The sequence below is a fragment of the Noviherbaspirillum sp. ST9 genome, assembly GCF_048799745.1.
GTDB lineage: Bacteria > Pseudomonadota > Gammaproteobacteria > Burkholderiales > Burkholderiaceae_D > Noviherbaspirillum.
On sequence record NZ_JBLWFR010000007.1, the window covers coordinates 111,140 to 124,218 of the forward strand.

A 13,079-nucleotide genomic window follows, 5' to 3' on the forward strand; every position below is an offset into this window, starting at 1 on the left:
GGGGCAGGCTGTTGCGCGCCCGCACGTCGCGCGGGCAGGAATGCCCCGCCTGACGCCTTCGGGCAAGCCTGGACCATGGATCAACCCACCTTGCACTGGGCGCGCTATCGCGCCTTCGCGATTGTCTGCGGTTCCATCGTCGCACTCGTCGGCATCCTGATTGCGACCGGCTGGGCCGCTGACCTACCCGCGCTCACATCATTCGGCGCGGGCCACTCCCGGGTCAAGTTCAATGCCGGAGCGACCCTCATTCTGCTTGGCATCGCGCTCCTGGCTCTTCTTTTTGGCGAACGCAGCCGTGCTGCACGTACCGCGTCCCAATGGTGCGCGGGAGCAGCGTCGCTCGTTGCCTGCCTCACGCTGATCGAGTACGCCGGCAATTGGGACCTGGGCATCGACCAGCTTTTCTTCGATGAACGCAATGCGCATGAAGCCCAGTATCCGGGGCGGATGTCGGTCGTCGGCTCCGTCGTCGTCCTCTTCCTCGGCATCGGCCTGATCCTGCTTGCCCGCGAAGCACGCGCGGCGTGGATCGAATTCACCGTCTTGCTGGCGGGCGTCAACGCCTCGATCCCGCTCATCGGCTACCTGTACGGGAAGAGCGCGTTGTATCAGATTCCCTTTTACGGCACAGTCGCCTTTCCCGTCGCCCTTTCGCTGCTGCTGCTCTGCGCCGGCATCCTCGCAGCGCGCCCTGACCAGGGGACCATGGCGCTGATCACCAATCGCAGCGCGGGCGGGATGACGGCGCGCCGGCTGCTGCCCGCCGCCCTCATCCTTCCCGTCGTCATCGAGCGCCTGCAATTCTGGGGACACGAAGCTGGCTACTACGACGTCACCGTCGGCATGATCATGATTACGCTCACCAGCATGTTCGTCTTCACGCTGCTGATCCTGTGGAATGCCCGCATCCTCCTGCGCGTTGATGCCCAGCGCAATGATGCCGAAGATACGGTGCACCAGGCGCTCGATGTCCTCGAAAGCAACCTGCACGCGCTTTCCGTCTCCAATGCAAGGCTGGTCTCCGAGGTCGGCGAGCGGCGTGCCGTGGAAGAGTCACTGTTCCATGAACATGAACGCGCCCAGGTCACACTCAACGCGATCGGCGATGGCGTCGTGACGACGGACGTGCTCGGCAATATTGCGTACATGAACCCCGCTGCTGAAAAAATGACGGGCTGGCGAAACACGCAAGCGTCCGGCAAGCCCCTGCATGCCGTATTCCAGGTGGTCGAACCGGTCTCGCGCGAGCCGGTCAACTACTCCCTCGATGCCGTCCTGAGGAGCCACGCCAGCGCTGCGCTTCCGCCACAAGGAATTCTGCTTCATCGCGACGGCAGCGAATCGGCGGTCAACAATTCCTGTTCTCCCATTCGCGGCCCGACCGGACAAATCATTGGCGCCGTCCTTGTATTCCATGACGTCAGTGCGGTGCAGGCAATGGCCGCGCGCATGTCCTATGTGACACAGCATGACGCGCTGACCGATCTGCCCAATCGCTTCCTGTTCAACGACCGCCTTGCACAGGCCATCGGCCTGACGCTGCGCCACGAGTTGCGGGCCGCCGTCCTGTTCCTCGACCTGGACCGCTTCAAGCACATCAACGATACCCTCGGTCACCTCATTGGCGACAAGTTGCTCAAGGAAATTGCCGGGCGGCTGAAGAAGGCTCTGCGCGAAACCGACACCGTGTCCCGGCACGGCGGAGACGAATTCATCATGCTGCTGCAGGAAATCGCCGACTCCTTCACCGCTGCCCGTGCTGCCGGGCAGATCCTGACCTCGATGGCCGAACCGTTCTTCATCGACGGACATGAAATGCATCTTTCGGCCAGTATCGGCATCAGCATCTGCCCCGACGATGGACGGGACAGCGAAACGATCATCAAGCATGCGGAAGCAGCGATGTACCAAGCCAAGGCGCAGGGCAGGAACAACTACCAGTTTTTCATGCAGCGCATCAACGAACGCGCCATACGCCGTTTCGCGCTCGAGGGCAGTCTGCGCCGTGCCGTTGCACGGGAAGAATCGGCGGTCTACTACCAGCCCAAGCTCAGTATCGCGGAGGGAAAAGTCATCGGCGCCGAAGCGCTGATCCGCTGGCATGACCACCGCAACGGTCCGGTGTCTCCCTCCCAATTTATCCCGATCGCCGAGGAAAGCGGCTTGATCATTCCCATCGGTGAATGGGTATTGCGCCAAGCCTGCCGGCAGAACCGGACCTGGCAGGACGCGGGCTACGAACCGATTCCGGTGGCGGTCAACGTCTCGGCGGTGCAATTCAGGGAAAAGAATTTCCTGCGCATGGTGGAACGCGTGCTCGAAGAAACCGGCCTGGAAGCGCGTTACCTGGAGCTGGAACTCACCGAAAGCGTCACGATGCAGGATCTGGAGCTGACCGTTCCCTTGCTGAAGGCACTCAAGGCGATGGGCGTGAGCCTGTCCATCGATGACTTCGGCACCGGCTATTCAAGCTTGAGTTACCTGAAGCGATTTCCCATCGACTCGCTCAAGATCGACCGCTCCTTCGTGCAGGACATCGCCAGCGGCCAGGATGATTCGGCCATCATCACCGCGATCATCAGCATGGCCAAGAGCCTGAAGCAGCGCGTCATTGCCGAAGGGGTGGAGACGGCCGCGCAGTACGCATTCCTGCGCGACCAGGGATGCGACGAAATACAGGGGTACTACTTCAGCGGTCCGCTTGCCGCGACCGAGTTCGAGCACCGCATCTTGCGGCCTCAGCCCGCCCTCAGCTGACGAAACGCCCGTCCGCGGTCACCAGCGCCGTCCTTATCGTCCTTCCCGGGTAGACTTGCTCCGCCGCCGCACGATAGCGCGCCAGTTGCGCACGGTAATCGGCAAGTTCGCTGTCGAGCAGATCGCGCTTGTAATCCAGGATCCAGGCCTCGTCGTCGAACATGACCATGCGGTCGAAGCGCAGCAGTTCGCCGTCGCACAGGACTTCCATCTCATTCCGGGCAAACCGGAAATGCCGCGGGTTGAAGAAGCGCTCGAGCTCGGGTTGCGACAGGATCCGTGCTGCCTGTTCACGCACGATCGCCGCCACCGGCAAGGGACAGCGCAGCCAGCGGGCGAGTTGTCCGGCAGCGGGCAGCACGACCGGCCAGCATGCCGCCTGCGTCACCCGCTCCAGGAGTGCATGCAGTGCAATGCCCTCCTCGATCGCCGGGTCATGCAGGACGGGTTCGCGAATGGCCGGCTCGCCCATGACCGGCGGATCGAAGATGGGAATGCTGAAGGACGCCGCAGCCGCCGCGACCACATCCGGTGCGATGTCTTCCTCTGGCTCGAAGCCCGCCTCGGGCACGGCAAGGAGACGGTGGTACCAGCTTCCCTCGATGCAGCCGTCCTCCAGCGCACCGCGAGTTCCCGCCACACCACTGACGATCAGCATGTCCTTTGCGCGCGTGGCGCCGACATAGAGCAGGTTCCAGTCTTCCTGGCGCTTGAACGCCTCCTCGGCGTCGAACAAATGGTCGCGCGCCGCACCGCGCTCGTTCTTTCTGCCGAAGCAGGAAAAATGTGTCGGCGCTTCCGCATCCTGCGGCCAGTCGCACAGGATGCCGCTGTCGTCCCGGGCCGGTTCGCTGTGGTTGGCATCGACCATGACCACGATCGGCGCTTCCAGGCCCTTGGCGCTGTGAATGGTGAGAATGCGGACGGCGTCCACTGACGCGGCAACCGTTGCTTCGTCAGGCGCGTCGTTCTCTGCGCCCTTCCTCAGCGTGCGCAGGGCGTCGATGAATTTCGGCAGGCTCGGGTAACGGCCTGCATCGAGGTTGAGCGCCAGTTCGGTAAAGGCTTCGATGTTGCCAATGACCTGCGCGCGGACGGAAGGCTGCGCCGCCTCGGCATACCGTGCCACCAGCTGCCCCTGGTGAAGGATGAGGTCCAGCAGGTCATGCACCGGCAGGCGCGGTGCTTCGTCCAGCCAGCGCTGCAGCAGCGCGGCGGCACGGCGAATGGCAGGCGAAGCATCGTCCATCGATGCCGCCAGCATGCGGTTCCACCAGACGCCTTCGCCACGCCTGGCGAGGTCAATCAGGTCCGCGTCGCTGGCGCCGAAGACCGGGGATTTCAGCACATGGGCAAGCGCCCGGTTGTCGGCCGGCGTAATCAGGAACGTCAGCAATGCGATCAGGTCGGCGACTTCCAGCGACTCCAGCAATCCGCCGCGCTTGTCGGAAACGAACGGGATGCCTTCTTCGCGCAGCGCGCTTTCGTACGCGGCGAGGTAGGTGCGTTTCTTGACGAGCAGCATGACGTCCGACCACACCGCAGCACGATTGTGCCGACCCTCAAGCTCGCGCATCGCATGACGCAGTGCGCGGGCAACGGCACGGCCTTCATCCATGCGGCGGGCGTCCTCGTCCTCGTCGCGTGCCACCGAAAGCGGGTCGCGCAGTGAAAATGTGGTGGGGACTTCCTGATCCTTTTCCTCGGCGCGCACCAGCGGCAGGCGCCACACGTCACCGTCCTGTGCGGCGAACGTCGTTTGCGGCGAATAGATGGGATTGCCGATGAAACTTCCGTTCAGCACCTCGACCACGCGCTTCGCATTGCGGCGCGTCTGGTTGGTCCGCAACACGTCCGCGCCGAGCGCGGCGAGCATGTCGCGCGCCGCCGAGAACACGCGCGGCTCTGCCCGCCGGAAGCGGTAGATCGATTGCTTGGGATCGCCCACCACGAAGACAGTCGGCTTTTGCGCATCGCCGCCGTAAGCCTCGAGCCAAGCGCGAACGATGGTCCATTGCAGCGGATTGGTATCCTGGAATTCGTCCAGCAGGATGTGGCGATAGCGGGCGTCCAGGCGACTCTGAAGATAGGCCGCATGGCCCTGGTCGGTCAACAGCCGGTAGGCATGCCATTCGAGGTCGCCGAAATCGAACACGCGCTGTTCGGCTTTCACCGCCTGATAGTGTTCCAGATAGGCCGCGCCTGCGACAAACAGGGCTTCATTCAGCGCCAGGACCTGGCGTTCCGCGCTGCGTCTTTGAACGCGCTTGAGCAGTTCCCCGACCGCTTCGAATTCCTCGTCGAATACAGCGATTCCGTCCGCCCCCAGATTCTGCTCGATGGATTTGGTCAGGTCCTTGGTCTTCTGATTCTTGCGCGCTTCGCCGGCGTCGCTGAAAAACTCGTTGCACAGGGCGTCAAAGCTGTCTGTGCTCGCGCCGGCGCTCACCGCCTTTTCGATGGCGGTCGCGCGCTTCTGGTTGACTGCCGAGCCGCCACCAAGAATTCGTGCGATCGTCATGACCCGGCCGAGCAACGGCTCGTCATCCCACAACGCGAGCCGTGCATCGATCATGCCGTCTTCACCGCACAACTCACGCAGCCATTCGAGCGGCACGGCATCGCCGTCCTTCGTGATAGCCCACCACTCCGCGCGCTTGTCGACAAAGGCATCGAGCATGCGCCGCGCATTCCAGTCCCCCATCATGTCGTACAGGGTAAGCAACGCCGTCCGGACGCCGGCCTGGTCTTCATCATTGAGCGCTTGCATGAAGCGGCTGTAGGCGTCCAAGAGGAGTTCGCCGTTCGATTCCGTCAGCGTGTAGCCATGGGGGACACCCGAGGATAGCGGGGCGATCTGGACGAGGCGCGCGAACCAGCTGTGGAAGGTATCGATCGACAGCGACTGCGGACTTGCCAGCAATCGTTCGTACAACCGGCGGGCAACGGGAAACACAGTCGGCAGTTCGGATTCTGCGATGCCGCGCTCGAGCAACAGTCCCCGCACCTCTTCTTCCGGTTTCAACGCAAGGTCATGCAAGAGATGCAGCAGGCGCTCCCGCATTTCCTGTGCGGCCTTGCGGGTGAAGGTGATCGCGAGCAGTTCGGACGGCTCCGTGCCGGAAAGGAGCAGGCGCAGCATCCGTGCCACCAGCAGCCAGGTCTTGCCGCTGCCTGCGCAAGCTTCGACGACGACAGAGCGAGACGGGTCGCAGGCAACACGGGTGAACTCCATGGCATCGGCAGCTGCGCCGTTAACTTCATAGGCGCGCGGTGGAAGCGCTTGCATTGTCATCACCACGCTCCCTTGCGGCACAAGCCGCGCACTTCGCAATACACGCACACCTTTTCAATCCCGTTGGCCGGCAAGGACGCGCCTTCCGCGATGGCGCGAATATTGGCCACGAGCTGCGTCTCCAGCATGGCCTGCCATTCGGCGAAGTTCTTCGCCTCGACGTCGCCGGTCTTGTCCTTCGTGCTTTCCAGCGCCACGTAATGCGCGGCGGTCACGGGCAAGTCGGACAGCAGGCCATAGAACGCGAGCTGGTGGTCCTCGGTGTCCTTGAGCTTGTCGCGCAGCGATTGCAGCGTCTTGGTCTTGTAGTCGAGCACGGCGCGCTCGCCGGCGTCGTTTTCGTCAATCCGGTCAATGTATCCGTGCAAGGTGATTTGTCCGTTTTCCCAGCGCAAGGTCTTGTCGAAGCGCTGTTCGCCAAACGCAAACTTCCATCCCTGGCTTTCGCGTGCATTGGCCCAGTCGATGTAGGCAGGAATGACCTTTTGCCAGCGCGCGTAGTATCCCAGCGCCGCCGCGCTCTGTTCCAGCGCCTTGCCGAAGACGCCTTCGGAGATCGCGCGCAGCAATTCCTCGCGGCCGGCAGGCGGAATGTGGCTGTCGCGAATCCGTTCGTGATAGGTGAACAGGATCTCGTGCAGCCAGTCGCCGTAATCGCGCTTTTCCGGCATGTCGGACAACTCGTCGAGGCCGGACAGGCCAAGCATGCGCGTTGCGAAAAACTGATAAGGGCACGCAACCAGGCTGTTGTAACCCGACGCCGACAGTTTGCGCGGCAACAGGCCGGGCGCGGACGGCGTCGGCATGGCGGGCGGCCGGCATACGAGCTCACGCGGTGCAATGTCCACCTGACGGTGCGGCAGGAGATCGGCGCCCGCGCGCTCGAGCGCGAGTTGAAGGCGTTCTATCCAGTTGGCCGGTGGATTCGGCTCTCCGTTGCGATGGGATTGCCAAGACAGGACGACCTCGGGATTGGCGATGAGCAGTTCTGCAAAATCGCGCAGTTGCACGCGCTGGCGCATCTCCCGCGTCTCCAGCCCGAGCTCGCGGCGCACGGTATTTGCGAAGAACAGTGTCTCGGTGCTTTGCGACGGGAGATGATCGGCATCCGCGCCGACCATCAGTACGGCATCGAAGCTGCGCAGCGGAGCACCGCTCAGTTGCAGCATCACGACGCGGCGGTCGGACGCGGGCGGCACAAACGGCGCCGATTCCAATTGCAGGCTGAGGAACGCGCGCCATTCAGGGAACGAAAACATGTCGTGCATGCCATCGCAGTCCTGCGCCAGCATGTCGAGGTGCGTCACGACCTGCACACCGGCCGCATCGTTCTTCAAAGCGTCGTGCATGCCGAGCGCATCGAGGGCTTCGCTGGTGGCGGCACCCCATTCGCGGAGGCTCTTGCGTCCGGCGAAGCACGTCGCCTGAGCGGCAACCAGCCGGACCAGGTCCTGCGCCTGAGGCACCTCTTCGAGGGCGCGCGTTGCCGCGTCCCATCCGCCCAGGACATTGCGACGCCGCAGCGCACTTTCAATTTCCATGACGCGTACCGCCTTGTCTTCCAGGTCCGGGAAGAGGTATGGCGATTTCAGCAGGTCGAGCAAGGCAACCGTCTCGCCGCGCGTGCTGACGACATCGAGCAGCGCCGCAAGGGCGGCAGCAGTCCGTGTCGTCGAAAGCTTCCATCCGGTTTCGTCCGTGACATAGACCTGGGCGCGTTCGAGCAAGGCGCGGATGCGGCGCGCGACGACGCGATCCTGCGCAATGATCGCAATGCGTTCACGTCCTTCGCGCAGCCAGTCGACCACGCGTTGCGCACCGCGTTGCGCCTCTTCTTCCAGGCTGGAGGATGCGCAGAGGCTGATCCCTGGCGGCTGAACGATATCGGCCTGGGCGCTTGCGAACCACGAATCGCGTCCTTCCTCTTCCAGCATTTCCATCCATGCCGTTCCAAACAAGCCTGGAACGGCGTGCGCATGCCAGTCGAGAACGATGCGCAGGACGGGCTGGCGTTCGCCATAGGCATCAAGAAAAGCTTCCTGCAGCGCGTTCGCCGGCGCGGGATTGATCCAGATCAATGGAGAGTCTGCCTGCTCCGCCAGCTTCATCATGCGTGCATGGCATACGGCCGTCATGTCCGTGCTATCCAGCTGGCTCTTCCACAACGTCCATACCAGTTGCGCTTCGTCAGAGAGAATATTGCGCGCCGGTAGCGGGAGCTGCTCCAATGCCGCCTGCCAACGTTCCTCCGCGGCATCGGACGACAAGTGCATCGACGGCAGCAAGGCTTCCGTCAATTCGTCGAACAAGCCCAAGAGGACCTGCGCGAGCGGCAACAGGTCGGTGTTGCGCCGGGCGGTAAACAGCTTCTTCAACCATGCATGCTGCCGCAAACCGGCGTACAGGGACATCAGCCGCTCGCTCTGGGAAGGCACGCCAGATGCTGCCTCGTCCGGGGGCAGCATCCTGACCCAGGAAGACATTGTCGTGATCCTTGGGGGAATGAAGGCGCACTGCAGCTTTTCCTCAATCGCTGACTTCAGGCACTGGGCGTGGATAAACCCGGGCACCAGGACGCGCACGGCCGAGAAGTCGCGCCTCGATGGATCAGTCCCGCCCGGCATGCCCTGTTCAAGAAGGGCACGTGCGACATCCTTCCAGAAAGCGGAAGACGGTGGAATCAGCAGGGAACGTTGCGGCATGGGTGTCGTTGAGGATGCGGGCGCGCTCATAGAATAACGCGGGAGGGCATTTGCCGGGCATTTTATGCGACTCCGGGCAAAAAATCGGGCAGCTCGCTACACATTTCGTGAAAATCGGTTATGATTTACCAACTCCCCGCCGCACTACGTCTTGCAGCACCCGTCAACGGTCTTGAATTCGCGCACGACGTCTCCACTTGCATATTGCGATCCCGGAATAATTGATCCGCGGTGTTGGGCAAGTCAGCAGGCGCCTGATTTACATCTTTGACCCTCTCACGAGGAAACCATGAGCGAAAACATTAAATACATCACTGATGCATCCTTCGAGTCCGACGTCCTCAAGTCCGACAAGCCGGTCCTGGTGGACTTCTGGGCTGAGTGGTGCGGTCCCTGCAAGATGATCGCCCCGATCCTCGAAGAAGTCGCCAAGGAATACGACGGCAAGCTGCAGATCGCGAAGATGGACGTCGACGCCAACCAGGCCGTTCCGGCCAAGTTCGGCATCCGTGGCATCCCGACGCTGATTCTCTTCAAGAATGGCGTCCCCGCCGCACAGAAGGTCGGCGCAATGGCAAAAGGCCAGCTGACGTCGTTCATCGACAGCAATATCTGATTCAAGCGCGGCGCTGCATTCGTAGCGCCGCTTTGTTTTTCGTTTTAACCATCCTCGCAGTTCCCTCCCCCACCTTAAACTTCCCATCCCGGGACACTCACCATGCATTTATCTGAACTCAAGCAGCTCCACGTCTCAGCTCTGCTGGACATGGCCATCAGCCTTGAAATCGACAACGCTGCCCGCCTGCGCAAGCAGGAGCTGATGTTTGCCATCCTGAAGAAGCGCGCCAAAGCGGGCGAACAGATCTTCGGCGACGGCGCCCTCGAAGTCCTGCCGGACGGTTTCGGCTTCCTGCGCTCGCCCGATGCGAGCTACATGGCGTCCACGGACGACATCTACATCTCGCCCTCGCAGATCCGCCGCTTCAACCTGCATACCGGCGACTCGATCGAAGGCGAAGTCCGCACCCCGAAGGACGGCGAACGATACTTTGCACTGGTGAAGGTGGACAAGGTCAACGGCGAACCGCCGGAAGCGTCCAAGCACCGCATCCTGTTTGAAAACCTCACGCCGCTGCACCCGAACAAGCTGCTGCATCTCGAACGCGAAATGCGCGGCGAAGAGAACATCACCGGCCGCATCATCGACATGATCGCGCCGATCGGCCGCGGCCAGCGTGGCCTGCTGGTCGCATCGCCGAAGTCCGGCAAATCCGTGATGCTGCAGCACATCGCCCATGCCATTACCACCAACCATCCGGACACCACGCTGATCGTCCTGCTGATCGACGAACGTCCCGAAGAAGTGACCGAAATGCAGCGCTCGGTGCGCGGCGAAGTGGTTGCCTCGACCTTCGACGAACCGGCCACGCGTCACGTGCAGGTCGCCGAAATGGTGCTCGAAAAGGCCAAGCGCCTCGTCGAAATGAAGCGCGACGTCGTGATCCTGCTGGACTCCATTACCCGTCTCGCCCGCGCGTACAACACCGTGATCCCGGCCTCCGGCAAGGTGCTTACCGGCGGTGTGGACGCCAATGCGCTGCAGCGCCCGAAGCGCTTCTTCGGCGCCGCGCGTAACGTCGAAGAAGGCGGCTCGCTGACCATCATCGCCACCGCGCTGATCGAAACCGGCAGCCGTATGGACGACGTGATCTATGAAGAATTCAAGGGCACCGGCAACATGGAAGTGCACCTCGAGCGCCGCCTGGCCGAAAAGCGCGTCTATCCGTCCATCAACCTGAACAAGTCGGGCACACGCCGCGAAGAGCTGCTGATCAAGCCCGACCAGTTGCAGAAGATCTGGATCCTGCGCAAGCTGCTCTACGGCATGGACGAGATCGAAGCGATGGAATTCATCCTCGACAAGATGAAGGCCACCAAGAACAACGCGGAATTCTTCGAAATGATGCGTCGCGGAGGAAGCTGACCGGTTCGCAGTGGTTGCAAAAGGGCGTCCTCGGACGCCTTTTTTCATTTTTGACAAGGATTTGCAGCCAGAACGGCCAGCTTTCGCAAAGCCCTGATTTCATTGTATAATTGCGGGTTTTCAACCTGGCAAGTGATTGGCAATCGGGTCAAGAAGCAGCAGGACCGACGAAGTGCCTTTTGGCTACCAAACCAAGCAGAGGAAATCATGAAAGAAGGCATTCACCCGAATTACCGCGAAGTCGTGTTCCAGGACATGTCCAACGACTTCAAATTCATCACCCGCTCGACCATCGAGACCCGCGAGAAGATCACCCTGGACGGCAAGGAATACCCGCTGATCAAGCTGGAAGTTACCGCTGAATCCCACCCGTTCTACACCGGCAAGCACAAGATCGTCGACACCGCCGGCCGCGTGGAAAAATTCCGCCAGAAGTTCGGCAAGCTCGGCTCCAAGACTGCTGCTGCAGGCTGATCCGGTATTGCATGCGAAAAAGGCAGCTACGGCTGCCTTTTTTGTTTTGCGCGCGGGATTCCATTTCCATCCTGCATGTCGCACTTTTACGGCACAATATCGCCGAATCCAATAAGACAAGAACAAGCCAATGGCACAGTTGAAGCCAGTCCGTCTCCCTGCATCCGCCACGAACGCGCTTCCCCGCTGGGCCTTGTTTGGGCTTTGCCTGTTGTATATCCTTCCTGGCCTGTTCGGCCGCGATCCCTGGAAGACCGACGATGCGGCGGCGTTCGGGGTGATGTGGACGATGGCCAATGGCGGCCTTCAGGACTGGCTCTGGCCGCATATCGTCGGCCTGCCCGCCGCCGACAAAGGCCCGCTCGCATTCTGGATTGGTGCGCTGTGCATCAAGCTGTTCGGTCCGCTCATTGGCGCCCCGCTTGCCGCACGCATCGCCACGGTCGGCTTCTTCCTGCTCGGCTCGCTTGCCGTCTGGTACACGACCTACCTGCTTGGCCGGCGTGCGGAAGCGCAACCGCTGCGGCTGGCATTCGGCGGCCAACCGGAACCGGGCGACTACGGCCGCACCCTTGCCGATGGCGCGCTGCTGATTTATCTCGGCTGCCTGGGCCTGCTGCTGCACAGCCATTCCACGAGCACCGAAGCGCTCCAGGTTTCGATGGTCGCGCTGTCCCTGTATGGCGCCACTCGCCTGTTTGAGGTCCGCTCCTTCGCATCCGCCGCGATCCTCGGCCTCGCCTTGGGCCTGAACATCCTGGCCCGCGGCTGGGTTGTGCCGGTGGCGCTATGGCTGGGACTTGTCCTGCTCGCATCATTCCGCGACCGCGCGCTGATCGGGCGCCTCGTGCTGGTTTCACTGCCAATTGGAGCCATTGTCGGCGGCAGCTGGATGCTCGTCTGCAATTTCATCCTGCCTTTCAACAGCTCCCCGTTCGACGCCTGGATGCTGTGGAACTATCGCCAGGTCGGCCTGCCGTCATGGAATTCGCTGCGCTTCTTCGTCAAGAACGGCATCTGGGCCGCGTGGCCGGCGTGGCCATTCGCCGGCTGGGCCGTCTATGCCTGGCGGCGCCAGTATCAGGCACCGCACGTCACGCTGCCACTGACCTTCTTCATTGCCGCCGCCCTGCTCGCTCTTCTCAGCCAGCGCCCGGACGAAGGCGTGCTGCTGCCGATGCTGCCGCCGTTGGCCATCCTTGCCGCATTCGGCCTGCCCACCATGAAGCGCGGTGCGATCAACGCCGTCGACTGGTTCTCGGTCATGACGCTCACGACCTGCGCAGCCTTCATCTGGCTCGGATGGATTGCCAAGCAGACCGGCTGGCCGGCGCAGCTGGCGAAGAATGCCTTCAAGCTCGCCCCCGGATTCAAGCCGGAATTCAACCTCATCGCCTTCGTCGTTGCCATCCTCGGCACCATTGGCTGGTTTGCCCTGGTGCACTGGCGCGTCTCGCGCCGGCCTTCCGTGCTGTGGCGCGCGGTCGTACTGTCGTCCGGCGGCGTTATCCTGTGCTGGCTGTTGCTGATGACGCTGTGGCTGCCGTGGATCAATTACGGCAAGAGCTACGCAGGCGTCGCCCGCCAGATCGCGGAAAAGCTTCCTTCCGGCCAGTATTGTGTCGATACGAATGTCGGTCCCGCGCAGCGCGCTTCCTTTGCCTACTTCGGCGGCGTGCCCTTCGACGAGTTCGAGGATGACCGTTGCAACTATCTCCTGCTCCAGGACAACAGGCGGAACAAGGATGATTCGAAGCTGCTCAAACGTGCGGGCGAACAATGGCGTCTCTTGTGGGAAGGCCGCCGCCCGGCCGACCGCGACGAACGCTTCCGCCTCTACCAACGCATAAATTGACGCAAGACC

Annotated in this window: 7 protein-coding genes; 5 read left to right on the forward strand and 2 right to left on the reverse strand. The window is 62.1% G+C overall.

Going from position 1 to position 13,079, the window contains the following annotated elements; all coding sequences use genetic code 11:
* The first annotated feature begins 75 nt into the window (after positions 1-75).
* Positions 76-2,760 carry a putative bifunctional diguanylate cyclase/phosphodiesterase gene (locus tag ACNOHI_RS17125; protein ID WP_420475900.1) on the forward strand — a complete coding sequence of 895 codons (2,685 nt, stop codon included), beginning with the start codon at positions 76-78 and terminating at the stop codon, positions 2,758-2,760.
* On the opposite strand, the gene ACNOHI_RS17130 is transcribed toward ACNOHI_RS17125, so the two are convergent.
* Both ACNOHI_RS17130 and ACNOHI_RS17135 read right to left on the reverse strand, forming a co-directional pair.
* Positions 2,753-6,055: a UvrD-helicase domain-containing protein gene (locus ACNOHI_RS17130; protein WP_420475901.1), complete on the reverse strand. Its 3,303-nt coding sequence runs from the start codon at positions 6,053-6,055 to the stop codon at positions 2,753-2,755. The two genes, ACNOHI_RS17125 and ACNOHI_RS17130, sit on opposite strands and share 8 nt — an antisense overlap.
* Positions 6,055-8,757 (reverse strand): PD-(D/E)XK nuclease family protein, encoded by a 2,703-nt coding sequence (locus tag ACNOHI_RS17135; protein WP_420475902.1) that lies wholly within the window; start codon positions 8,755-8,757, stop codon positions 6,055-6,057. The genes ACNOHI_RS17130 and ACNOHI_RS17135 overlap by 1 nt, the downstream gene beginning before the upstream one ends.
* Positions 8,758-9,046: 289 nt before the next feature.
* Between ACNOHI_RS17135 and trxA the strand changes: the two genes are divergently transcribed.
* From trxA to ACNOHI_RS17155, 4 genes are all read left to right on the forward strand, one after another.
* Positions 9,047-9,373 (forward strand): thioredoxin TrxA, encoded by a 327-nt coding sequence (gene trxA, locus ACNOHI_RS17140; protein ID WP_324902634.1) that lies wholly within the window; start codon positions 9,047-9,049, stop codon positions 9,371-9,373.
* Between the two features lie 102 nt (positions 9,374-9,475).
* Positions 9,476-10,741, forward strand: a complete 1,266-nt coding sequence (gene rho / locus ACNOHI_RS17145; protein ID WP_420475903.1) for a transcription termination factor Rho — start codon at positions 9,476-9,478, stop codon at positions 10,739-10,741.
* 207 nt (positions 10,742-10,948) lie between these two features.
* Positions 10,949-11,215, forward strand: coding sequence for a type B 50S ribosomal protein L31 (locus tag ACNOHI_RS17150; RefSeq protein ID WP_420475904.1), 267 nt, complete (start codon positions 10,949-10,951; stop codon positions 11,213-11,215).
* Positions 11,216-11,354: 139 nt separating this feature from the next.
* Complete coding sequence (locus tag ACNOHI_RS17155; protein ID WP_420476169.1) at positions 11,355-13,070, forward strand: ArnT family glycosyltransferase; 1,716 nt, start codon at positions 11,355-11,357, stop codon at positions 13,068-13,070.
* Positions 13,071-13,079: the final 9 nt, after the last annotated feature.